19 protein-coding genes are annotated in these 24635 nt (G+C 58.5%); 8 read left to right on the forward strand and 11 right to left on the reverse strand.

What is annotated here, in order from left to right; all coding sequences use genetic code 11:
- Positions 1 to 51: 51 nt before the first annotated feature.
- Positions 52 to 903 carry a translation elongation factor Ts gene (gene tsf / locus AC6I7J_RS15550; RefSeq protein ID WP_058780470.1) on the reverse strand — a complete coding sequence of 284 codons (852 nt, stop codon included), beginning with the start codon at positions 901 to 903 and terminating at the stop codon, positions 52 to 54.
- Positions 904 to 1083: 180 nt separating this feature from the next.
- A complete protein-coding gene (gene rpsB, locus AC6I7J_RS15555; RefSeq protein WP_031279692.1) occupies positions 1084 to 1803 on the reverse strand; it encodes a 30S ribosomal protein S2 in 720 nt (239 codons plus the stop codon).
- A gap of 317 nt (positions 1804 to 2120) precedes the next feature.
- On the opposite strand from rpsB, the gene map reads away from it, so the two are divergent.
- The 4 genes from map (at position 2121) to AC6I7J_RS15575 (ending at position 7451) form a co-directional block, all read left to right on the forward strand.
- Positions 2121 to 2915, forward strand: a complete 795-nt coding sequence (gene map, locus AC6I7J_RS15560; protein ID WP_021507491.1) for a type I methionyl aminopeptidase — start codon at positions 2121 to 2123, stop codon at positions 2913 to 2915.
- Positions 2916 to 3112: 197 nt separating this feature from the next.
- Positions 3113 to 5767 carry a bifunctional uridylyltransferase/uridylyl-removing protein GlnD gene (gene glnD / locus AC6I7J_RS15565; protein ID WP_021507492.1) on the forward strand — a complete coding sequence of 885 codons (2655 nt, stop codon included), beginning with the start codon at positions 3113 to 3115 and terminating at the stop codon, positions 5765 to 5767.
- A gap of 172 nt (positions 5768 to 5939) precedes the next feature.
- A complete protein-coding gene (gene dapD / locus AC6I7J_RS15570; RefSeq protein ID WP_021507493.1) occupies positions 5940 to 6764 on the forward strand; it encodes a 2,3,4,5-tetrahydropyridine-2,6-dicarboxylate N-succinyltransferase in 825 nt (274 codons plus the stop codon).
- A 294-nt stretch (positions 6765 to 7058) separates the two neighbouring features.
- Positions 7059 to 7451 carry a DUF3461 family protein gene (locus AC6I7J_RS15575; protein WP_010616197.1) on the forward strand — a complete coding sequence of 131 codons (393 nt, stop codon included), beginning with the start codon at positions 7059 to 7061 and terminating at the stop codon, positions 7449 to 7451.
- Between the two features lie 38 nt (positions 7452 to 7489).
- Here the strand turns inward: AC6I7J_RS15575 and AC6I7J_RS15580 are convergent, their stop codons facing one another.
- The 3 genes from AC6I7J_RS15580 to dgt all read right to left on the reverse strand — a co-directional run bounded on the left by AC6I7J_RS15580 (position 7490) and on the right by dgt (position 11918).
- Complete coding sequence (locus AC6I7J_RS15580; RefSeq protein WP_021507495.1) at positions 7490 to 8647, reverse strand: CdaR family transcriptional regulator; 1158 nt, start codon at positions 8645 to 8647, stop codon at positions 7490 to 7492.
- 201 nt (positions 8648 to 8848) lie between these two features.
- Entirely contained in the window at positions 8849 to 10288 is a 1440-nt protein-coding gene (degP, locus tag AC6I7J_RS15585) for a serine endoprotease DegP (protein ID WP_058759526.1), read from the reverse strand.
- Positions 10289 to 10424: 136 nt separating this feature from the next.
- Entirely contained in the window at positions 10425 to 11918 is a 1494-nt protein-coding gene (gene dgt / locus AC6I7J_RS15590) for a dGTPase (RefSeq protein WP_021507497.1), read from the reverse strand.
- A 98-nt stretch (positions 11919 to 12016) separates the two neighbouring features.
- Between dgt and mtnN the strand changes: the two genes are divergently transcribed.
- From mtnN to AC6I7J_RS15605, 3 genes are all read left to right on the forward strand, one after another.
- A complete protein-coding gene (gene mtnN, locus AC6I7J_RS15595; RefSeq protein WP_498006119.1) occupies positions 12017 to 12715 on the forward strand; it encodes a 5'-methylthioadenosine/S-adenosylhomocysteine nucleosidase in 699 nt (232 codons plus the stop codon).
- Entirely contained in the window at positions 12708 to 13514 is an 807-nt protein-coding gene (btuF, locus tag AC6I7J_RS15600; protein ID WP_058774800.1) for a vitamin B12 ABC transporter substrate-binding protein BtuF, read from the forward strand. Before mtnN ends, btuF begins: the two co-directional genes overlap by 8 nt.
- A 105-nt stretch (positions 13515 to 13619) precedes the next feature.
- Positions 13620 to 13871 carry a hypothetical protein gene (locus tag AC6I7J_RS15605; protein WP_058780468.1) on the forward strand — a complete coding sequence of 84 codons (252 nt, stop codon included), beginning with the start codon at positions 13620 to 13622 and terminating at the stop codon, positions 13869 to 13871.
- Between the two features lie 33 nt (positions 13872 to 13904).
- On the opposite strand, the gene erpA is transcribed toward AC6I7J_RS15605, so the two are convergent.
- A complete protein-coding gene (erpA, locus tag AC6I7J_RS15610; protein ID WP_021507501.1) occupies positions 13905 to 14252 on the reverse strand; it encodes an iron-sulfur cluster insertion protein ErpA in 348 nt (115 codons plus the stop codon).
- A gap of 221 nt (positions 14253 to 14473) precedes the next feature.
- Between erpA and hemL the strand changes: the two genes are divergently transcribed.
- Positions 14474 to 15754: a glutamate-1-semialdehyde 2,1-aminomutase gene (hemL, locus tag AC6I7J_RS15615; RefSeq protein WP_498006121.1), complete on the forward strand. Its 1281-nt coding sequence runs from the start codon at positions 14474 to 14476 to the stop codon at positions 15752 to 15754.
- A 35-nt stretch (positions 15755 to 15789) separates the two neighbouring features.
- On the opposite strand, the gene fhuB is transcribed toward hemL, so the two are convergent.
- From fhuB to mrcB, 5 genes are all read right to left on the reverse strand, one after another.
- Positions 15790 to 17766, reverse strand: coding sequence for a Fe(3+)-hydroxamate ABC transporter permease FhuB (fhuB, locus tag AC6I7J_RS15620; RefSeq protein ID WP_309785117.1), 1977 nt, complete (start codon positions 17764 to 17766; stop codon positions 15790 to 15792).
- On the reverse strand, positions 17766 to 18644 hold the full coding sequence (fhuD, locus tag AC6I7J_RS15625) for a Fe(3+)-hydroxamate ABC transporter substrate-binding protein FhuD (protein ID WP_021507504.1): 879 nt from the start codon (positions 18642 to 18644) through the stop codon (positions 17766 to 17768). The genes fhuB and fhuD overlap by 1 nt, the downstream gene beginning before the upstream one ends.
- A gap of 9 nt (positions 18645 to 18653) precedes the next feature.
- On the reverse strand, positions 18654 to 19448 hold the full coding sequence (gene fhuC, locus AC6I7J_RS15630; protein ID WP_021507505.1) for a Fe3+-hydroxamate ABC transporter ATP-binding protein FhuC: 795 nt from the start codon (positions 19446 to 19448) through the stop codon (positions 18654 to 18656).
- A 44-nt stretch (positions 19449 to 19492) separates the two neighbouring features.
- Entirely contained in the window at positions 19493 to 21712 is a 2220-nt protein-coding gene (gene fhuA / locus AC6I7J_RS15635; protein WP_141496270.1) for a ferrichrome porin FhuA, read from the reverse strand.
- Between the two features lie 328 nt (positions 21713 to 22040).
- Positions 22041 to 24575, reverse strand: a complete 2535-nt coding sequence (gene mrcB / locus AC6I7J_RS15640) for a bifunctional glycosyl transferase/transpeptidase (RefSeq protein ID WP_150059262.1) — start codon at positions 24573 to 24575, stop codon at positions 22041 to 22043.
- Positions 24576 to 24635 lie beyond the last annotated feature (60 nt).

Here is a 24635-nt window from a genome sequence, read left to right on the forward strand (position 1 = left end):
CGCCAAAACGCAGACAAAAAAGAACCGCCTCTCGGCGGTTCCTGCAAACCATTAAGACTGTTTGGACATGGCAGCAACTTCGGCTGCAAAGTCAGATTCGACTTTCTCAATGCCTTCGCCCACTTCGAAGCGGATGAAGTTGATCACGTCAGCGCCTTTCTCTTTCAGCGCCTGGCCAACAGTTTTGCTCGGATCGATAACGAAAGCCTGACCGGTCAGAGAGACTTCGCCGGTGAATTTCTTCATGCGGCCTTCAACCATCTTCTCAGCAATCTCTTTTGGCTTGCCAGACTGCATCGCGATGTCCAGCTGAACCTGGTACTCTTTCTCAACCACGTCAGCAGAAACGTCTTCTGGCTTCACGAACTCTGGCTTGCTGGCAGCAACGTGCATAGCAATCTGCTTGCTCAGCTCTTCATCAGCACCGGTGGTAGAAACCAGTACGCCGATACGTGCGCCGTGCAGATAGCCGTTCAGCTCAGCACCTTCGAGGACAGCAACACGACGGATGTTGATGTTCTCACCGATTTTCGCAACCAGTGCCACGCGCTCTTCTTCGAACTGCGCTTTCAGAACTTCCACATCAGTCACTTTACCGGCAGCAGCAGCGTCCAGCACTTTGTCAGCAAAGGCCTGGAAACCGGCATCTTTTGCCACGAAGTCAGTCTGGCAGTTCACTTCCAGAATCACGGCGTAGCCGTCAGCGATTTTGGTTTTGATCACGCCGTCAGCAGCCACGTTGCCTGCTTTCTTAGCAGCTTTGATCGCACCAGACTTACGCATGTTCTCGATCGCCAGCTCAATGTCGCCGTTCGCTTCGGTCAGCGCTTTTTTGCAGTCCATCATGCCTGCGCCAGTACGCTCGCGCAGTTCTTTTACCAGTGCAGCGGTAATTTCAGCCATTCCAGAATCCTCGATTCGTCTCGCAGTGCTTTCACACTGTCAGAAACTTGTTGCGGAAAATTTACTTGCCCCGCCAGCCCGAACAGGGTGCGTGACTAAGTGAGATAAATAAAGGGGCCTTCACGGCCCCTTAACAGATCACATCTGATGTCTAAGGGCTCTCAGAAAGAGCGAACCTTATTAAGCTTCAGCAGCTTCTTCAGCCTGCTCAGCCAGGTCCTGTGAACGGCCTTCGCGCACGGTAGTGGCAACGGCAGTCAGGTACAGGCTTACAGCACGGATCGCATCGTCGTTACCTGGGATAACGAAATCAACGCCGTCTGGATCAGAGTTAGTATCAACGATAGCAAATACCGGGATACCCAGGTTGTTTGCTTCTTTGATTGCGATGTGTTCGTGGTCAGCGTCAACAACGAACAGTGCATCCGGCAGACCGCCCATATCTTTGATACCGCCCAGGCTGTTTTCCAGCTTGGCCAGCTCACGAGCACGCATCAGTGCTTCTTTCTTGGTCAGTTTGTCGAAAGTACCGTCCTGAGACTGAGTTTCCAGATCTTTCAGGCGTTTGATTGACTGACGAACGGTTTTCCAGTTGGTCAGCATACCACCCAGCCAGCGGTGGTTAACGAAGAACTGGTCGCAGCTCAGTGCAGACTCTTTTACCGCTTCGGCAGCAGCGCGCTTGGTACCAACAAACAGGATCTTACCTTTACGGGAAGAGATCTTGTTCAGCTCAGCCAGGGCTTCGTTGAACATTGGTACGGTTTTCTCAAGGTTGATGATGTGAACTTTGTTACGCGCACCGAAAATGAATGGCTTCATTTTTGGGTTCCAGTAACGGGTCTGGTGACCGAAGTGAACACCAGCCTTGAGCATGTCGCGCATGGAAACAGTTGCCATGATTACCTCTAAAAGTTTGTTTGGGGTTGGGCCTCCATGTATCCCATACAACCGACCTCTTACGAGGCACCCCGGCGTACGTGTCGATACATGTGTGTTTTAGTACACATAATGAGATTTATGCGTTTCCTGCCCTCTCATACGAGGTGACAGAGAATCGTCGGCGCGCTTTATACCACAATGCGCAGGAATACGCCAACAGTTGTTAGCATGAGCGGCAGGGTATAATCCCGATTTGGCAGCCCATTTGCTGACTGCTAACATGACTGCCACAGAACTCATTATTGTCGAAAATTGCGGCGATTGCGGATTATTTAATGGCCATTTCAATCAAAACCCCAGAAGAAATCGAAAAAATGCGCGTGGCGGGCCGTCTGGCTGCCGAAGTGCTGGAGATGATTGCTCCACACGTCGTGCCAGGCGTCACCACCGGCGAGCTTGACCGTCTGTGCCACCAGCACATCACCGAAAAGCAGCAGGCCATTTCAGCCTGTCTCGGCTACCACGGTTTCCCGAAATCAGTGTGTATTTCGGTCAACGAAGTGGTATGTCACGGTATTCCCAGCGACGATCGCGTGCTGAAAGACGGGGATATCGTTAACGTCGACGTCACGGTGATCAAAGATGAATACCATGGCGATACGTCAAAGATGTTCATCGTCGGCAAACCGACGATTCAGGGCGAGCGCCTGTGCCGGGTTACGCAGGAGAGCCTGTACATTGCGCTGCGTCTGGTGAAGCCGGGCATTCGCCTGCGTGAACTGGGCCGGGCGATTCAGAAATACGTGGAAGCACAGGATTTTTCCGTGGTCCGCGAGTATTGCGGACACGGCATCGGTAAAGGCTTCCATGAAGAGCCGCAGGTGCTGCATTACGATGCCGACGACAGCGGCGTGGTGCTGCAGGCTGGCATGACGTTTACCGTCGAACCGATGGTAAACGCCGGTGATTATCGCATCCGCACCATGAAAGATGGCTGGACGGTGAAAACCAAAGATCGCAGCTTGTCCGCACAGTACGAGCATACTATTGTGGTGACGGAAAACGGCTGTGAGATCCTGACGCTGCGCGCCGACGACACTATTCCAGCGGTGCTGGAAAACAACGCGTAACGCTCGTCATCAGGATAACAGGCCGGCTCAAAACGAACGCCTGTCAGTTTAGGTTCACCCATCCCTGCACCTCCCGTAGCGGCGCCATCAGTTGCGCGTTAACCCGCGCCGCTACTGCGGTGATGTCACGGACGGTGGCTAACTGAACGGCATCACGGCGTTAAGCCCGCTTTTTATGGCGCAGAAGAGGCATGTTGATGAGTGGTAGCGTGACCGAAGCAGTACACAAAGGCCTGACCGATTCCCCCGCCAGCTGGCCAGACGACGCGCTGACGCGCGACAAACTCAAACAATATCTAGAACAGTTCCAGCAGCATCTGGGCAGCGCTTTTGACGCCGGCAGCGATATCGAATCACTGATTGATGCGCGCACGCTGTTTATCGATCGCCTGCTGCGCCGGCTGTGGCGGCTGTTTGGCTTTGACCAGATGAAAGAGATCGCGCTGGTGGCGGTGGGCGGCTATGGCCGCGGCGAGCTGCATCCGCTGTCGGACATCGACGTGCTGATCCTGAGCCGTCAGCCACTGGACGAAGCTGCCGCGCAGCGCACCTCAGAACTGCTGACGCTGATGTGGGATCTCAAGCTGGAGGTCGGCCACAGCGTACGCACGCTGGAAGAGTGTCTGCTGGAGGGCTTGTCGGATCTCACCGTCGCCACCAACCTGATTGAGTCGCGCATGCTGACCGGCGACGTGGCGCTGTTTCTCGAACTGCAAAAAAATATCTTCAGCGACGGTTTCTGGCCGTCGTCACGGTTCTTCGCCGCCAAAATTGAGGAGCAGCTGGAACGCCATCAGCGCTATCACGGCACCAGCTACAACCTCGAACCGGATATCAAAAGCAGCCCGGGCGGGCTGCGCGACATTCATACTCTGCAGTGGGTCGCGCGCCGCCACTTTGGCGCCACCACCATGGATGAGATGGTCGGCTTTGGCTTTCTCACTGAAGCCGAACGCAATGAAATCAATGAGTGCCAGGAATTTCTCTGGCGCATCCGTTTCGCGCTGCACCTGACGCTGCCGCGCTACGATAACCGCTTACTGTTCGATCGCCAGCTCAACGTGGCACAGCGCCTCAACTATGGCGGTGAAGGCAATGAGCCGGTTGAGCGCATGATGAAAGATTTCTATCGCGTCACGCGCCGTATCGGCGAGCTGAACCAGATGCTGCTGCAGCTGTTTGACGAAGCCATTCTGGCGCTGTCGACCACCGAGAAGCCGCGCAGCATCGATGAGGATTTTCAGCTGCGCGGTAATCTGATCGACCTGCGCGATCCCACGCTGTTTGAGCGCGAGCCGCAGGCGATTCTGCGCATGTTTTACGTGATGGTGCGTAACGAAACCATCACCGGCATCTATTCCACCACGCTGCGCCAGCTGCGCTACGCCCGCCGTCATCTGCAACAGCCGCTGTGTCAGATCCCCGAAGCGCGCCGCACTTTTATGGCGATTCTGCGCCACCCTGGCGCGGTAAAGCGCGCGCTGCTGCCGATGCACCGCCACAGCGTACTGTGGGCTTATACGCCGCTGTGGGGCAACATTGTCGGCCAGATGCAGTTCGACCTGTTCCATGCCTACACCGTGGATGAGCACACCATCCGCGTGTTGCAGAAGCTGGAGAGTTTTGCCGACGAAGCCACGCGCCCGATGCACCCGCTGTGCGTCGAGCTGTGGCCGCGCCTGCCGCAGCCGGAGCTGCTGCTGATGGCCGCGCTGCTGCACGATATCGCCAAAGGGCGCGGCGGCGACCACTCGATTCTTGGCGCGCAGGACGCGCTGGACTTTGCTGAGCTGCACGGCCTCAATTCGCGCGAAATGCAGCTGGTGGCGTGGCTGGTGCGTCATCACCTGCTGATGTCGGTGACTGCTCAGCGTCGCGACATTCAGGACCCCACGGTGATTCAGCAGTTTGCTGAAGTGATGCAAAATGAAAACCGGCTGCGCTATCTGGCCTGCCTGACGGTTGCCGACATCTGCGCCACCAATGAAAGCCTGTGGAACAGCTGGAAACAGAGCCTGCTACGTGAACTGTTCTTCGCCACCGAAAAACAGCTGCGCCGCGGTATGGAGAACAGCCCGGATCTGCGCGAGCGCGTGCGTCATCACCGGCTGCAGGCGCTGGCGCTGCTGCGCATGGAAAATCTCAACGAAGAGCGCCTGCACCATATCTGGAGCCGCTGCCGCGCCGACTACTTCCTGCGCCATACGCCCAACCAGCTGGCGTGGCACGCGCGGCATCTGATCAATCATGACCTCAGCAAACCGCTGGTGCTGGTAAGCCCGCAGGCCACGCGCGGCGGCACCGAGATCTTCATCTGGAGCCCGGATCGCCCTTACCTGTTTGCCGCCGTAGCCGGAGAGCTCGACCGCCGTAATCTGAGCGTGCACGATGCGCAGATCTTTACCAGCCGCGACGGCATGGCCATGGACACCTTTATTGTGCTGGAGCCGGACGGCAGTCCGCTGGCAGCGGATCGCCATCCGCTGATTATCCAGGCGCTGGAGCAGGCGATCACGCAAACGCAGTGGGTGCCACCGCGTACGCGCCGGCCGTCGTCACGTCTGAAACACTTCAGCGTCGATACCGAAGTCAACTTTTTGCCCACCCATACCGACCGCCGCAGCTATCTGGAGCTGGTGGCGCTGGACCAGCCAGGTTTGCTGGCGCGCGTGGGCGAAGTGTTTGCTGACCTCGGCGTTTCGCTGCACGGCGCCCGCATCAGTACCATCGGCGAACGGGTGGAGGATTTGTTCATCCTTGCCAACAGCGAACGACGTGCGCTGGATGCCGAAATGCGCTCCGTGCTGCAACAACGGTTGACAGAGGTACTTAATCCAAACGATAAAATGTGACCCGGCTTCCATTCTTCACGTTGCCGATGCATTGGCCTGGTGACCCGGCCCATCCGTGGATCTCGCTCCGATAGGCGCGCCACCGTTCTGCAGCATGAAGGATGTTTGCCTGATAATTTTACTCTGCACGCCAGCTGGCGTGCATCCGCAATGACAGACTCAGGAATTAAATATGCAACAGTTACAGAGCGTTATCGAATCTGCCTTTGAACGCCGCGCCGACATTACGCCGACCAGCGTGGACAGCGCCACCCGTGAAGCGATCAACCAGGTGATTGGCCTGCTGGACAGCGGTGAACTGCGCGTGTCAGAAAAGATCAACGGCGAATGGGTAACGCATCAGTGGCTGAAAAAAGCGGTACTGCTGTCGTTCCGTATCAACGACAACCAGGTGATCGACGGGGCAGAGACCCGCTTCTACGACAAAGTGCCGATGAAATTTGCCGGCTGGGATGAAGCGCGCTTTAAAAGCGCCGGCTTCCGCGTCGTGCCACCGGCCGCAGTGCGTCAGGGTGCATTCATCGCGCGCAACACCGTGCTGATGCCGTCCTATGTCAACATCGGTGCGTATGTCGATGAAGGCACCATGGTTGACACCTGGGCCACCGTCGGCTCCTGTGCGCAGATTGGTAAAAACGTGCACCTGTCCGGCGGCGTCGGCATCGGCGGCGTACTGGAACCGCTGCAGGCCAATCCAACCATCATCGAAGATAACTGCTTTATCGGTGCCCGTTCCGAGATCGTTGAAGGCGTGATCGTCGAAGAAGGTTCGGTGATCTCTATGGGCGTTTACATCGGCCAGAGCACCAAAATTTATGACCGCGAAACCGGTGAAGTGCACTACGGCCGCGTACCGGCGGGTTCGGTGGTGGTTTCCGGTAACCTGCCGTCTAAAGACGGTAGCTACAGCCTGTACTGTGCGGTGATCGTGAAGAAAGTCGACGCGAAAACGCTGGCAAAAACCGGCATCAACGAACTGCTGCGTACCATCGATTAAGTTTTTTCTTCCCGCGTATTTTTATACCCACGGGCCTGTATTCAGGCCCGTCATTTTTTCTTTACACTCCTGCCGCTATTACCTGTTTCGCGCCGCGAATTAACAGGTGCGTTTGTTTTTCAAACAGGTCATAATCCGCGCCAGTTAACTCCGGTCGCGCACTGTTCATCCCGGTTTTTGTGTCTACAGTTGATTAAGTATGCCGTAAGCGTTCGGTTCGTTGCGCTTATTACGCAGCCGAATGATGATGATAATCCTGCGCGCTCACTCACTCTCAGATGGAATATAAACGCTATGTACGACAACCTGAAAAGCTTAGGTATCAGCAATCCTGAAGACATTGACCGCTACAGCCTGCGTCAGGAAGCCAACAACGACATCCTGAAAATCTACTTCCGCAAAGACAAGGGCGAGTTCTTCGCCAAAAGCGTGAAGTTCAAATACCCGCGTCAGCGCAAAACCGTGGTGGCCGATCACACCACCCAGGGTTATAAAGAGATTCAGGAAATCAGCCCTAACCTGCGTTACGTGATCGACGAACTGGATCAGATCTGCCAGCGCGATCAGGTAGAAGTGGATCTGAAGCGCAAAATCCTCGCCGATCTGCGCCATCTGGAGAACGTGGTGTCGAACAAAATCGCCGAAATCGAATCCGATCTCGATCAGCTGACCCGCAACGGTCGCTAATTCCCGCCGCTTCTCAGGCCAGCCACTGCTGGCCTTTTTTATGCCTGCTCATCAAGCTGCAGCGCCACATACAGCAGCAGCCGATCGTCAAAGTTCGCCAGATTAAGGCCGGTCAGTTCCGAGATGCGGTTCAGGCGGTACTCCAGCGTATTGCGATGAATAAACAGCGCGCGCGCCGTGGCGCTCGGCTGCACGTTATGGCTGAACCACGCAACCAGCGTGCGCCGCAGCAAACCGTTATTGTCCATGCTCTTCAGCTTTGCCAGCGGACGTGCCAGCTCGCTGGCCTGCCAGCCGCCGCGCAGGCTATCCAGCAGCACTGGCAGCACCAGATCCTGATAGAAGAAGCTCCGCTGCTGCGGCATGCGCTGTTTGCCCACCATCATGGTAGTGCGGGCGGTGCGGTAAGAGCGCGCAATGCTGCCGGGCCCGGTAAAGAAATTGCCGAGCGCGATGCGCATCCGCACCTGACCGCTCTCTTTCATGCGCTGCAGCAGTTGATCGACGCGGCGGCGATGATCGTCCTGATCGTAACGGCCATGGGCATTCAGCGCTGGCTTCAGCACCACCATTTCGGTGAGCGAAACAATGGCGATCAGGTTGTCGCGATCGGGCGTGGTCAGCAGCGTCTGTAATTGCTGCAGCTCCGACATCGCGCTATCGACTCCCAGCTGTCCGCTATCCACTTCAACCACCGCCACCACGCGCGGCTGATTGAGATCGATGCCCAGTCGCTGCGCCCATTCGTTCAGCGCTGGCGACAGCGTATCGCTGCGGATCAGGTTCAGCACCAGCTCCTCACGCAGGCGGCTGTCCTGCGCCAGCATATGCAGCAGGCGCGCCTGTTCCAGCATCATCTCTGCCGTCATGCACACCAGCTCGCCGTAATGGCGTAACGTGCTGGGCTGGCCGGTCAGGCCAATCACGCCGACGATGTCGCCGTCAATGCGCAACGGCAAATTGATGCCCGGCCGCACGCCGTGCAGGTGTTTAGCCACCGCTTCGTCAATATCAACCACCCTGCCCTGTGACAGCACCAGCAGCGCGCCCTCGTGCAATTCGCCAATACGCTCGCGATCGCCACTGCCAATAATGCGGCCGCGCGCATCCATCACATTGACATTACTGTCGATAATTTTCATGGTGCGGGCAACGATATCCTGAGCCAGTCGCGCATCAAGATGATAGGTGGCCATCAAACACTCCAGAATTCGGGACGAACCGACAGAATACGCATCCCGATTGCCCCTGGCATTGTGCAACTGCACATAGCCGCAGGGTGATTACCGGAATTGCGGCAGCGGTCACACTGGGAAGGCACAGATGACTGGGGGCGCAGCAGCATACAGGCAATAAAAAAGGCGAGCCGCAGCTCGCCTGAGAGACCAATAAAAGGATTACTGCATCAGCAGATAGAGGCTGCTGTCGCCGCGCTTGACGTTGAGCGCCAGCACCGACGGTTTGGTGTCGAGGATTTTACGCAGCTCGCCAAGGTTGCTTACCGCCTGCTGGTTCACACCGAGGATCACATCGCCTTTCTTCAGGCCGATACGTGCCGCTGCGCTGCCGGCTTTCACGCTGTCAACGCGCACGCCCTTCTGGCCGTTGCTGTCGACGTTGCTGAGATCGGCGCCTTCAATGCCGGTGTAAATCGTCGCGGACTGCACTTTATCCTGTGAGCTCTGCTGCAGCTCAACCGTCACGTTCAGCGGTTTGCCGTCGCGCAGCAGGCCCAGCTGCAGTTTGGTGCCGACCGGCAGCGAACCGACTTCCGCACGCAGCGCAGCAAAGCTGGTCAGCGCTTTACCGTTCATAGAGACCACCACATCGCCCGCTTTCACGCCGGCTTTCGCCGCCGCGGAGTTTGGCAGCACCTGGCTGACAAAGGCGCCGCGCTGCGCATCCACTTTCATCGCTTTAGCCAGCTCGGAGTTGAGCTCGGTGCCCATAATGCCCAGCTCGCCGCGTTTCACCTGGCCATACTCCACCATCTGCGCGGTCAGGTTTTTCACCATGGAACTCGGGATGGCAAAGCCAATGCCGATGTTGCCGCCGTCCGGTGCCAGGATCGCGGTGTTGATACCGATCAGCTCACCGTTGAGGTTAACCAGCGCACCGCCGGAGTTACCGCGGTTGATCGCCGCATCGGTCTGAATAAAGTTTTCGTAGTTTTCAACGTTAAGGCCGCTGCGCCCCAGCGCCGAGACAATACCGGAGGTGACCGTTTCACCCAGGCCGTACGGGTTACCGATGGCCACGGTGTAATCACCGACGCGCAGATTGTCGGAGTCTGCGATCTTAATTGCCGTCAGGTTTTTCGCATCCTGCAGCTGGATCAGCGCGATGTCAGACTGCGGATCTTTGCCGATGACCTTAGCATCGTAGCGACGGCCATCGCTCAGCTGTACCTGAATTTTGGTGGCGTTATCTACCACGTGGTTGTTGGTCACCACATAGCCTTTGTCGGCGTTGATGATTACCCCAGAACCGAGCGCGCGGAACTGCTGCTTCTGCGCGTTGGCGCCATCGTCGCTACCGTCACCGCCGCCGCCCTGGCACATGGGTGAACCCTGGAACGGCGATCCGTCCTGACAGAACGGGGAATTATCGCCAAAGAATTGCTGGAACTGCTGCGGCATGCGCGGGGTTTTTACCGTGGTGCTGCCTTCCACGCTGATACTGACCACGGAAGGCATCACTTTTTCCAGCATCGGTGCCAGGCTGGGCAGTTGCTGACTGGAGGAAGACGCTGTCTCCGCCGCGAAAACACTGACAGGGCTTAACGCCATGCCCAGACTAAGCGCCAGCGCACTTAACATTAATGTGCTTTTTTTCATTCGTCTGTGTCTCTCTGAAATTAACGTGCAGACCATTGCTGTGGTCGTGATGATGAGATTAAGTTTTTAGCGCGAAGTTCCTGATAAAGTATTGGGCAAAGGTAAAAATTTATTCTTCGTCTTTACAAAACTGCGCTTATTCCACCGCCATCAACCGACGATACTCATCCCAGGCGTAATTGTCCGTCATCCCGCTGATATAGTCCTGAATCAGCCGCGAGCGATAATAACGTTCCCATAACAATCGCTGATATTTATGCTGCACCACCAGGTTACGCATCTGTTGCTGATAAGCTTTGCGATGTTTACCGGAAAGTTTATGAAACAGTCGGGTTTCAATCGGATGTTTCGCAAGAAAATCCTCATTCATTAACGTGGTAAACTGTTCATAATCGAGCTGCATCAGCGACTGATAAATTTCCAGTAATCCTTTAATGACCCGATAACCCTGTAATTCCAGCTGCTCAACTTCAGGGTGATTAAACACCTGCTGGCGCGCCACGGTTTTAAATAATTTTAACAGGCGCCCTTCATCACCGTCGTCTTCCAGCAGCGCATGGTTAAAGTTGCCGGCAAAAATGGCAGGTAAATTATCAACAAAGCGGCGCACCGCATGGCTGACCAGCACGCTCTGGACGTTAACCCGCAGCGACATGAAAAATTGATCGCTAATACTGCGACGCTTTTTCTGATTGGCCTCTTTCCACGCTTCATTAATGGTGCGGCTGAACGCGTCGCCGGGTTTCACCGGGCCCCAGGCGTTGAGCAAAGAATGATAGAGCGTATCGACGGTGAAGATGTCTTTTTCTACGGCGTCATCAAGGTCGGCAATACAATAGGAGATATCGTCAGCCGCTTCCATTATCCAGGTCAGCGGATAACGGTGGTGCTCAGGTATATCCGTTGCCGCGCGGAGATCGGCCACATATTCACGCTCAGATAAATAGAAACCCGGCTTTTTCATTAATACGCTGAACTCCGCCGGCTTATCGCCCTGCCACCACGCCGGCGCGGTGTATTTTAAAATACACGCTACCTGCGCATAGCTAAGATTTAGCTGCAGCAGGGTATGTACCAGCCGAATGGCCTGCGCATTCCCTTCGAAATGGCACAAATCCTGACGAATCATTGCATTTAACCGGTCGAAATCGGCACGCTGCGCGTCATCCGCCACGCCCGCCACCAGCGGATCCACCAGTTCGGCCGGCAGGTTGTCATCAAACCAGTCATTGATCGCCGCTTCACCAAAATGGCCAAACGGCGGGTTGCCGACGTCGTGCAGCAGGCAGGCCATCTCCACCAGGCTCTCGACCGCGCCCTCAAAGCCATCGAGGCCGTAAGCCGCCAGCCCACCGCCCTGGGTTTTCAGCGTATGCAGAATCTCTTTGGTGATGTAACGCCCGGTTTGCTGCACCTCAAGCGAATGGGTCAGGCGCGAGCGCACGGCCGCATTCCGCTCCAGCGGAAACACCTGGGTTTTTTGTTGCAGACGGCGAATCGCGGCAGAATTAATAATGCGTCCACGATCGCTTTCAAAATGGCGGGTAATAAAGTATTCGCCTTCGGGATCTTTGCGGCTGGTATAAGGGCGGGTGAAACTGATCTTCTTCCTGAAATTGATCGTCGCCATTGTTACCCCTTATTTTTTCCTGAATTGATCCCCATTGAGCCATGTTAGACTATGCCTCACTTTAGCCTTATACATCCATAACTACAGCGAGATTCTTTATGAAAGCAGGCATTATTGGCGCGATGGAGCAGGAAGTCACACTGCTGCGTGACAAAATTGAAAACCGTCAGACGCTGACGCTGGCCGGATGCGAAATTTACACCGGTACGCTCAACGGCGTTGAGGTGGCTCTGCTGAAATCGGGCATCGGCAAAACCGCGGCGGCGCTCGGTACCACGCTGCTGCTGGAGCTGTGCAAACCGGATCTGGTGATCAACACCGGTTCCGCAGGCGGTCTGGCGCCAACCCTGCAGGTGGGCGATATCGTGGTGTCCGATGAAGTGCGTTATCACGATGCCGATGTCACTGCTTTTGGCTATGAGCCTGGTCAGATGGCGGGCTGCCCGGCGGCGTTTGTCGCGGACAGTGCGCTGATTGCCGCCGCAGAGCGGGTGATCAAACAGCTGGATCTCAACGCGGTGCGCGGGCTGGTGGTCAGCGGTGACGCCTTTATCAATGGCGCCGCGCCGCTGGAGCGTATCCGCAGCACCTTCCCGCAGGCGATTGCGGTAGAGATGGAAGCCACGGCGATTGGTCACGTTTGCCATCAGTTTAAGGTGCCGTTCGTGGTGGTACGCGCTATTTCTGACGTGGCCGATAAAGCGTCGCATCTGAGTTTCGAAGAGTTCCTCAGCGTGGCGGCTAAACAGTCGTCACTGATGGTAGAAAACCTGCTGGCTCAGCTGGCGCGTGGCTAAATATCTGCTGCTCGGGCTGTGGCTGCTGTGCCACAGTCTGCTGGCCGCACCGCGCGTCATTACCCTGTCGCCGCATCTCACCGAACTGGCGTTTGCCGCCGGCATCACGCCAGTGGCGGTGAGCGCCTGGTCAGACTATCCCGCCGCTGCTCGCCAGCTGGAGCAGGTGGCGAACTGGCAGGGCATTCGCGTTGAACGCATTGTCCAGCTCAGGCCGGATGTGGTGCTGGCCTGGCGCGGCGGCAATCCACTGCGCCAGGTGGAGCAGCTGCAGCGTCTGGGCATCCATGTGGAATGGATCGATCCGCAATCACTCGACCAGATGATTGATGCACTGGCGGCGCTGCAGCGCTGGAGCCCACAGCCCCAGCGGGCCACAGCGGCCGCGCAGGCGTTACACCAGCAGCTGCAGACGCTGCGTCAGCGCTATCAGCAGCAAACGCCGGTGCCGCTGTTTCTGCAGTTTGGCCAGCAGCCGCTGTTTACCGCCGCGCGCAGCACGCTGCAGAATGAGGTCATCACCCTGTGCGGCGGTCGCAATATCTTTGCTGACAGCAGTGTGAGCTGGCCTCAGGTGAGCCGGGAGCAGGTGCTGACGCGGCATCCGCAGGCGATTGTCACTGGCGGTGATGCCAGCCGCGCCGCCAGCGTCGCGCGCTTCTGGCAGCCGCAGCTTAACGTGCCGGTGATTGCGCTTAACGATGACTGGCTGAGCCGGCCGGGTCCGCGCCTGCTGCTGGCGGCAAAACAATTGTGCGAAGCTTTACATCCGACGAAAAATAAAGCATTACCAGACTAAAGATTCGACGATTCATGTCGAAAATCAAATAACAAGGCACAGCGGCCACGTATGCTCTGTGCCCTTTTAGCGCGTAGCGCATTTTGACATCACCAGGATTTCACCATGACCAGAGCGCTGCTGCTGGCCATAGGGCTGATCGTGGCTGCACCGATCGGTGCGGCAACCACCACGGGCTCTATCGCCGTCTCGCTAACGATTTTCTCCCGCTGCGATATCTCACGCCCGAGTGAGCAGACGCTGCCGTCTGTTGACTGCGGCCGGCATTTCAGCGCGCAGCCGCGCGTGACACAAAGCGTATTGAACCGCGATGCGATGCGCCGTGAAACGGCTCGCTTAGTGACAATTGAGTGGTAAATCATGGCTGCCAGAACGGCAGCCAGCCCAGCATCAGATGCTGAAAGAGGAGCCGCAGCCGCAGGTGGTTTTGGCGTTGGGATTGGTCACGATAAAGCGGGAACCTTCCAGACCTTCGGTGTAGTCAACCGATCCACCCACCAGATACTGCAGGCTCATCGGGTCAACCACCAGCGCCACACCCTGCTTCTCGATGGTCATGTCGCCGTCATTCATTTGATCGTCAAAAGTAAAACCATACTGGAAGCCACTGCAGCCCCCGCCGGTGATATATACGCGCAGTTTCAGCGCCGGATTCTCTTCATCCGCAATCAGGTTTTTTACTTTTTTCGCTGCTGCATCGGTGAACTGCAGAGGCAGCGCGGCTACGTCGTCACTCATCTTTTACTCCGGGTAAACGTCCAGGTCAGAAAACGACCTCAATTTCGCTATTATCTGCCAGCCGTCCAGTGCAATCAAGTAGCGCCCTTGACACTGTGTGCCGCCAGTTATGGCATAAAGTATAGCAATGTCGCAGGCGCAAGCGGCCGCGCGCCTTTCTTCACCGGCCGCTCTTCCGTAGAATGGCGCCAGATTTTTTCCAGAACAGCAGGAGCCGAACCATGAGTAAGTCAGAAAACCTGTATGCCGAAGCACAACGCCTGATCCCGGGCGGCGTGAACTCCCCGGTGCGTGCCTTTACCGGCGTGGGCGGCGTGCCGCTGTTCATCGAACGCGCCGACGGTGCCTATCTGTATGATGCCGATGGCAAAGCCTATATCGATTACGTCGGCTCCTGGGGACCGATGGTGCTGGGCCACAATAACGCCACCATTCGCAATGCGGTGATCGAAGCCGCCGCTCGCGGCCTGAGTTTTGGCGCGCCGACCGAGATGGAAGTGAAGATGGCCGAGCTGGTGTGCGAGCTGGTGCCGAGCATGGACATGGTGCGTATGGTTAACTCCGGCACCGAAGCCACCATGAGCGCCATCCGCCTGGCGCGCGGTTTCACCCAGCGTGACAAGATCATCAAATTTGAGGGCTGCTACCACGGCCACGCTGACTGCCTGCTGGTGAAAGCCGGTTCCGGTGCGCTGACCCTCGGCCAGCCCAACTCGCCGGGCGTGCCGGCGGATTTTGCCCGTCACACCCTGACCTGCACCTATAACGATCTCGACTCGGTGCGCGCGGCGTTTGAGCAGTATCCGCAAGAGATCGCCTGTATTATCGTTGAACCAGTGGCAGGCAACATGAACTGCATCCCGCCGCAGCCAGAATTCCTGCCGGGCCTGCGTGCGCTGTGCGATGAGTTTGGCGCGCTGCTGATTATCGATGAAGTGATGACCGGCTTCCGCGTGGCGCTGGGCGGTGCCCAGGCGTATTACGACGTTACACCAGACCTGACCTGCCTCGGCAAGATCATCGGCGGCGGTATGCCGGTTGGTGCCTTTGGCGGCCGCCGCGAAGTGATGGCCGCGCTGGCTCCCACCGGCCCGGTGTATCAGGCGGGCACGCTGTCCGGCAACCCGATTGCCATGGCTGCCGGTTTTGCCTGCCTGTCGCAGATTGCGCAGCCTGGCACCCATGCGACCTTAACCGGACTCACCGACCAGCTGTGTGCTGGCCTGCTGGCGGCGGCGGAGGCGGAAAATATCCCGCTGGTAGTGAACCACGTCGGTGGCATGTTCGGTATTTTCTTCACCGACGCCGACAGCGTGACCTGCTACGCCGACGTGACGAAGTGCGATGTGGAGCGCTTTAAGCGTTTCTTCCATCTGATGCTGCAGGAAGGTGTTTACCTCGCGCCATCGGCCTATGAGGCCGGCTTTATGTCACTGGCGCACAGCCAGGAAGATATTCAGCACACCGTCGATGCCGCCCGCCGCTGCTTCGCGCAGCTGTAAACCTGCCGGGGTGCCATTGATAGCGCCCCGCTTCACTAAGCGCGCCTTAGCAGCCAGATAAAATACGGCGCGCCGAAGAAGGTCGCCATCAGGCCTGCCGGGATTTGATCCGGGAAGGCCAGCATGCGGCCGCACCAGTCGGCGAACACCAGCAGGCACCCGCCGAGCAGGCCAGCCATCAGCAATTGCGGCAGCGCGCGACGGAAGCCGAGCATACGCACAATATGCGGCGCCATCAGGCCAATAAAACTCAGCGGACCGATAGTGAGCGTCGCGGTGGCAGTCAGCGCGGCCGCCAGCAACAGCAGGCCGAAGCGCGATCGGTTCAGCGCCATGCCGGCTGAGCGCGCCGTGGCACTGCCGAGCGGCAGCAGCGTCAGCCAGCGGCTGGCCAGCGGTGCCAGCGCCACCAGTATCATGCCCACAACAGCACTCTGCAGCGCCTGCGTCATTGAGATGTTATACGTCGAACCGGAAATCCAGCTCAGCAGCCCGGCCATGCGCGGATCGCCGCTCGCCAGCAACACCATCAGTAACGTGACAAACGCACTGTTCAGCGCCATTCCGGCCAGCAGCATGCGTTCCGGTGCAAAACCGCCGCGGCTGGCCACCAGCATAATCACCAGCAGCGTCAGCGCGGCACCCAGCACGCCGGCCGGCAGCAGCCAGGCGACCGCGTTGCCGGGCACAAAGAACAGCATAACCACCACCCCGCAGGCCGCTCCGGAGCTGATGCCCAGCACTTCCGGACTGGCCATCGGATTACCGGTCAGGCGCTGAATCAGCACCCCGGCGACGCCCAGCATCGTGCCGACCACCAGCGCCGCCAGCACGCGCGGCACGCGCCACGGCAGCAGCTGTTGCAGCATATCGCCGCTGACCCACGTCCAGCCGTGTGCGTCGCGCCCAAACGCGATGCCCGCCAGACTGCACAGCGCCAGAATCATCACGCCCGCCAGGCACCAGCGCAGCACGGCCTGCCGCTCCTGCGGCACTGTGTCGCCGGCATTCATCGCCGGCGGCAGCGAGCCTGTGCGCAGACGCGGCAGCAGCCACAGCAGAATCGGCACGCCAATCAGCGCAGTAGCCGTCCCGGTTGACACTTCACGCCAGTGCGCGGTCAGCCACAGCACGCACTGATCGGCCAGCCACAGCAGCAGTGCGCCAATCAGCGGCGCCAGCAGCAAGCGGCTAAGCAGACGACGCGCCCCCAGCATCTTCGCCAGCAGCGGCGCGAACAGCCCGATAAAGCCGATGATACCGGCGACGTTAACCAGCTGGGCACTGAGCAGGATCGCCAGCGCCAGCGCGGCAATGCGCGCCGCCGACAGCGCCAGACCGAGGTTTTTTGCCACGCCATCATCCAGCCCCATCAACGTCAGCGGACGCAACAGCGCCAGCGCCAGTGCGAACGCCAGCAGCAGGCGCGGCCACAGCAGCGCCACGTTGTGGCCGTCGAGCTGGTTCAGCGCGCCGGTGCTCCACAGAAACATGTTTTGCAGCTGATCGTGATTGAAGATGGCAAAGATTTGATTAACCGCGCCGGCATACAGGCTCAGTACCAGACCGGCGAGGATCAGCGTCACCGGCGACAGACGCTTGCCCCAGGCAATGCCAAACACCAGCACGCCGACCAGCACCGCCCCGCCCATCGCGGCAAACTGCTGCGTCAGCTCCCCGCCCGGCAGCTGCCACAGAGTGGCGACGGTCAGGCCAAGCTGCGCGCCGGAAGAGACGCCCAGCGTGGTCGGCTCCGCCAGCGGATTGCGCAGCACCTGCTGAAACAGCAGGCCCGCAAGGCCAAGTCCGGCCCCAACCAGCAGCGCCAGCGCCAGCCGCGACAGCAGGCTGTAGTGGAACACCACCTGACGGATGTTATCGATATCCGGCGCGAACATCGCCTGCTGCCACTGCGCCAATGGCAGCGCCTGGCGCAGGTTGATAAACGTGAGCGCCAGCGCCAGTAAACTGAGCACGCTGAGCAGCGCGACGGGAAACAGACGGTTGCGCATCAGTGCGACTCCAGCGCGCGTTCCAGCACGCGAATAAATTTGATGGCTGAGTAAGTGGCGCCGTAGTACCACACCGCCGGCACGCGCCGGAAACGGCCGGAACGGACAAACGGCAGCGCCTGCCACAGTGCGCTTTGCGTCACCTGCTGCATATCGCGTTCGTTATCGTGATCGAAGCAGATCACCTCAACGTCACCGACCTCCGCCAGCCGCTCCAGCCCGACCACCGCACTGCCCCAGAAGTTGGTTTCGCCCTGCCAGGCATTGCGCAGGCCAAGCTGCTCCATCACTTCGAGGAACAGGCTGCCTTTACCGAAGGTAATGGCGTGACGCGGATCCATCAGCGACATCAGCAGCAGCGGACGTTGCGCCCACGGACGTAACCGCTCACGCGCGGCAGCCACTTCACCATCCACCCAGTGCAAATGGGCCTGTGCCTGCGCTTCAAGGCCAAGCCGGGCACCCAGCGCATGCAGCGATGTGCGCGCGGTGGTGAACGGTTTGCCATCGCCGCTGTTGAGGTCAAAGCCCATCGTCGGCGCAATGCGCTCCAGCTTGTCGACCGCCGGGCCGTAACCGTTGGAGTGCAGGATCAGTGACGGTGCCAGCTGGGTCATCAGTTCCAGATTGGGTTCGGTGCGTAAGCCGAGATCGAGGGTGCCGGCCGGCAAGACCGGGTCACCCACCCAGATGGCGTAGTTATGCAGATCGGCCACGCCGAGCGGGGCGACGCCGAGCGCCATCAGCAGCTCTACCGGCAGCCACTCCAGCGCCAGGATGCGCTGGCTGTCCGGCGGCGCGGCGCGCAGCGGTGCAAGGTTCATCAGCGGTGAGAGCGCCAGCGCGGTCAGCAGACGGCGACGGGAAAGGTCGAACATCACGAGGCCTCAGTAGACAAAGCTGACGGGCGCGCCGCCCTGCGGATGCGGCAGAATGCCCATCGGAATGCCATAAATATCACCCAGCACCCCGGCCTGCATAATCGCTTCCGGTCCGCCTTGCGCGATCACTTCGCCCGCGCGCAGCGCCACCAGCTGGTCACAGTAGCGAGCCGCCATGTTGAGATCGTGCAGTACCGCTATCACCGTCAGGCCGCGTTCGTGGCTGAGGCGCTGAATCAGCGCCAGCACATCAACCTGATGGGCGATATCCAGCGCAGACGTGGGTTCGTCCAGCAGCAGACAGCGGCTGTTCTGCGCCACCAGCATCGCCAGCCACGCACGCTGCCGCTCGCCGCCGGACAGGCTGTCCACCAGCCGCCCGGCGAAGGGTTTCAGTCCAACCAGCGCAATCGCCTCGTCTACCCGATCGCGATCTTCCTGGCCGTAGCGCCCCAGCGCACCGTGCCACGGATAGCGCCCAATCGCCACCAGCTCGCGCACCGTCATGCCCTCCGCCGCGGGCAGCTGCTGCGGCAGATAGGCTACCTGACGTGCAAAAGCTTTACTGCTCCAGGTATCAACCGCTTCACCGTTGAGCATCACGCGCCCTTCGCTGGCGGCATGGTGACGGCCGAGCATCTTCAGCAGCGTGGATTTACCGGAACCGTTATGCCCGATCAGCGCGGTGACTTTGCCCGGGGCGAAAGTCAGCGACAGCGGATGCAGCAGCGTGCGGCCGGGTACACGGAAGCTGACGTTTTCCAGTGAAAAGGTGGTTTCTGCGTGGTGCGGATGCTGCATGATAATCCCTGGTTAACGGGCGCCGCAGCGCCCTGTGTTCAGTATCAGAAGCGGAAGGTGGCGGTACCGACGATCTGGCGCTCTGCGCCCCAGTAGCAGGCGTAGTCGCGGTAGCAGCTGGCAACGTATTCGCGATCGAACAGGTTGTTGATGTTGACGCCGACGGTTGAGCCCGGCAAGCCGAAGCGGCCCAGATCGTATTTCAGTGCGGCATCTACAGTGGTGTACGCGGCGACGTCAAAGTTCTGGTTGGATTTCACGCCATTTTGCTCATTGTCAGCGTACAGGCCTTTGCTTTCACCCACGTAGCGCACCCCGGCACCCACGGTGAAGCCCGACAGGGCGGTTTCATGGAAGGTGTAATCGCCCCACAGCGAAGCCATATGCTTCGGCACCTGCACCGGCGTACGGCCTTTCAGCAAGGTGTCTTCGGTGTATTCCGCATCGGTATATGAGTAAGCCGCCGTCAGGTTGATGTTGGCGTTAAGCGCCGCTTTGGCTTCCAGCTCGACGCCGCGTGAGCGGATTTCACCGCTTTGCACGCTGGCAAATTGATGGCTTGCATCGGGATCGGCCGTCAGGTTCTTCGTTTTGGTCAGCTGATAGACCGCCGCCGTCATGACAATCGGACGATCTTTGGGAACGTATTTTACGCCCGCTTCATATTGTTTAGCGCGTGACGGATCAAACGCTTCGCCGCCCCATGTTGCGCCAGCATTAGGAATAAACGCTTCGCTGTAACTGAAATAAGGTGCAATGCCATTATCGAACACATAGTTAACGCCACCACGCCAGGTAAAGGCCTGATCGTTCTGGCGATCAACGCTCTGCGCTACGCGGTCGGTAACGGAGTTCATCGCGTAGTCGTAGCGGCCACCGAGCGTCAGCACCCAGCGGTTCCACTCCATTTGATCCTGCGCGTACAGACCGGTCTGGCGTTGCTGGTTCAAACGCTGATAAGGATCGTCATAAGGGGTGTAACTGTCGTTGCCATATTGCGGATTGAATGGACTCAGGCCGGTGGCGGTGCCGAACTGACCATCAATATCGTTACGGGTGCGCTGAAAATCGACGCCCAGCAGTAACGTATGGGCTAAATCACCGGTTGCGAATTTAGCCTGCGCTTGCGTATCCACGGCAAACTGGTTGAGTTTTTCTTTTGAGAATGCGGCATTGCGGGTAATCAGTTGATTCTCAGGGTTATAACCGAAGCCATAAATACTGCGATAATCGGTCTGCATTTCGGCATAGCGCAGATTCTGGCGCACCGTCCAGGTATCGTTAAAGCTGTGCTCAAAGTTGTAGCCAACCATTTTGGTGTTGCGCGAGATCTTATTGCTGTCTTCGCCTTCATCAAAATTGGTGGGCAGCTTATAGCTGCTGCCGTCCGGCCGGGTGATGCCCACCACGGTGCCTTCACGCGGCAGCCAGCCGTAATAGCCGGTTTCCGGTTCGTTCTGGAAGTAGGTCAGCAGGTCAAAGCGGGTATTGGCATCGGGACGCCAGCTGAACGAAGGCGCAAGGGTATAGCGCTTCTCTTTGTTCATCTCCTGTTGCGCATCGGCGCTGCGCGCCAGGCCGGTCAGGCGATAGCTGTAAACACCGTCATCATCCAGTGAGCCGCCAAAATCGAAGCCGGTGGAGAACAGGTTGTCGGTGCCCATCTGGAACTGGACTTCACGCAGCGTCTCCTGGGTCGGCCGCTTGCTCACCAGTGACACCACACCGCCCGGGTTGCTCTTACCGTACAGCACCGACACCGGGCCGCGCAGCAGCTCCGCGCGCTCAAGGAAGTAAGGATCGATAGCGAATTCGGAGTAGTTGTCACCCTGCAGCTTCAGGCCATCGAGATACTGATTGGTGTTGGTTTCGCTGAAGCCGCGAATCGACAGCGCGTCGATAACGTCCGAGCTGCCGCGGTTACCGGTCAGCACGCCTGGCGTGTAATTGAACGCACCTTTGACGCTGGTCACCGCATGCATTGACATCTCTTCCTGCGTCACCACCGACACCGACTGCGGATTCTTCTCGATTGGCGTATCGGTTTTGGTGCCGGTCGCGCTGTGTTTGGCGGCGATGGTCGGCGACGGTCCCCATGCGCTCTCCTGCGCGACGCCGCTGCCGCCATCAGCCGTCACCACCACGGTATCTTCGGCCAGCGCCTGCATGCTGAGTGTGCCCAGAGTCAGGGAAATCAATAACGCGAGCGGTCGACGGGTGGTCACCGCGCGCAGAGAACAAGGAAAAGTGTTTCGCGCATTCATAGTGGGATCTCATGAAAATAGAACAATGCAGGCGAATGGAAACGAGAATGATTATTAGACGCACGGATTTTAGGCGAAACCTGGCAAGCACCGCAAGATGTAATGCCTGCTGGCGGTGAGTTTGCCAGCGGATCGCACATATCCATGATCGCGGCTAAAAAAATGGCGGGCAAAGAAAAAGGCGCCGCAGCGCCAGAGGGAGTTAAATTCAGCTTTTATGCAAGACTCAGGCTGGAGCGCCGCCATGTATCTGGCGCCGCAACGTGGTGGTAAAGCGCCGGCACCGCACAGGCTCTGAAGGTATAAAGCCGGTGCAGTGCCGGATGGCTTATTTACTGCCAAACATATCTTTAATCCAGCCCGCGACGCCGTCAGAGTCTTTCTGCTCGCCCTGCGGCTGTTGCTGTTGCTGTTGCTGTTGCTGTTGTTGCTGCTCTTGCTGTTGCTGCTGCTGAATCTGCTGCTGTTGCTGCTGGCACAGCGCGTTCGGATCCAGCGCCCACACCGGCAGCGAACGCCAGGTGCTGCTGCCGCTGCCGCAGACAAAGTTACCGGCCGAATCGATATTCATCTGGGTGATATCTTCCGGTGGCGTCAGGACCAGTGGCATCGGCGCCTGGTTGTCAAGGTAGCGACGATAGATCTGCATCGCACCGCTGGCACCGTACAGCTTCGAGGTCTGGTTGTTGTCGCGGCCAACCCAGGTGATCGCCACTTCTTTGCCATCAATACCGGCAAACCAGCTGTCGATCAGGTCATTGGTGGTACCGGTTTTCGCCGCCAGATGCGCACCCGGGAAGCGTGCGCCCAGCGCCCGCGCCGTACCGTGATCGGCCACCTGCTGCATGGTATACAGCGTCAGATACGCCGCCTGCGCCGGCTCAACGCGCTGCGCCTGCGGGAAGCTCTGATACAGCACCGTGCCATCTTCCGCAATCACCGAGCGCACCGCCGACAGCGCAGCGCGGTTACCGCCGCTGGCAATTGACTGGAACGCCTGCGCCACTTCAATCGGCGTCAGGTTAAGCGCCCCCAGCAGCATCGCCGGTACCGGATGCAGCTGATCTTTTGGCACGCCCAGTTTGGTCCAGGTATCCACTACCGCGTCGAGTCCCAGCGTCATACCGAGGTTAACGGTTGGCACGTTCATCGAGTTAGTTAACGCATCCACCAGCATCACTTTACCGCTGAAGCGACGATCGTCGTTCATCGGCTTCCACACCGAACCGTTTGGCTGTTTCAGCGCGATCGGCTCGTCGGCGATCCAGCTGTTCAGGCGATAGCTGTTTGGCTGGCTGAGGGCGGTCAGATAGGTCGCCGGTTTTGCCAGTGAACCAATCGAGCGACGCGCCTGCAGCGCGCGGTTATAGCCGGCAAACTGTGGATCGGCACCGCCGACCATGGCGCGCACTTCACCACTGAAGCGGTCGACCACCACCATCGCGGTTTCCAGATCTTTCAGCCCGCGCTGTTTCTTCAGCGTGGGAATGCCGTCTTCAACCGCTTTTTCCGCCGCATCCTGCGAAATCGGATCGAGCGTGGTGAAGATCTTCACGCCGGAGAGATCTTTGACCTTATCGCCCAGCTTCGCCTGCAGCTCATTACGCACCATCTGCATAAATGCCGGCTGCGGCGTGATCACCCCACCTTTCGGCTGAACGCCAAGCGGCCGCGCCGACAGCATGTCGTACAGCTCCTGGTCGATCACTTTCTGCTGTTGCAGCAGACGCAGCACCAGGTTACGTCGCTCCAGCGCCAGCTGCGGATTACGCCACGGATTGTACAGCGACGCACCTTTAACCATGCCGACCAGCATCGCCTGCTGATCAAGGCTCAGTTCGTCCACCGGGCGGCCAAAGTAGTACAGGCTGGCCAGCGGGAAACCGCGGATTTGGTCGTTGCCCGCCTGGCCGAGATACACCTCGTTCAGGTAGAGCTCAAGAATGCGATCTTTGCTGTAGCGCGCATCCATGATCACCGCCATATAGGCTTCACGCGCTTTACGCCACAGCGAGCGTTCGTTGGTGAGGAACAGGTTTTTCACCAGCTGCTGCGTCAGGGTACTGCCGCCCTGCACCGCTTTACCGGCGGTGATATTGGCGAGGAAGGCGCGACCAATCGAGTACGGGCTGATGCCGTCATGCTCATAGAAGTGGCGGTCTTCGGTGGCGATCAGCGTATCGACCAGCAGATCCGGGAACCCGGCGCGCGGTACAAACAGACGCTGCTCGCCGTTTGGCGACTGCAACATGGTGATCAGCCGCGGATCGAGGCGGAAGAAGCCAAAGTCGCGTCCGGTATCGAGGTTTTTAATCTCGCTCAGCTCGTTGTTGCTGAAGGTGAGGCGCGCGTTAATCTGGCCCTCTTTGCTGTCCGGAAAATCAAACGGACGGCGCAGCAGGTCGATGGTGTTGCCTTTCACGCTGAACTCACCCGGACGGGTAATGCGCGACACTTCGCGATACTGCGTGCCTTCCAGCAGCGCAATCATCTCTTTCTTGTCGTAAGCCATGCCCGGTTCGAGGCTGACCATGCGCCCGTATACGGCCGCTGGCAGCTGCCACACTTTACCGTCAATGCGGCTGCGGATTTCCGAATCGAGATAGACGCCCCAGGCGGCCATCACCACGACAAACACCAGGAAGAGTTTAATCAACCAGCCTAACCAGCGGCGTTTGCCACGCGCGGGTCGTTTTCCTTTACCTTTGGGTGGCACCGGCGCACTCTCCTCATCATCTTCGTCAAAATCGTCCTGATCGATATCATCTTCAGGCTCCCTGCGGCGACCCCGGCGCGTAACGTTACGCGGCGGCTTTGGCGCTTTTCCTTTGCGCCCAATAGGTTCGCGATCGTTCCCAGACATGCTTTGTTTTCTCCAGGCATAGCTACGGCAGCGCCGCTACTCTAACTGCTTTCTCGTGCC

It is taken from the genome of Type-C symbiont of Plautia stali (assembly GCF_059730935.1).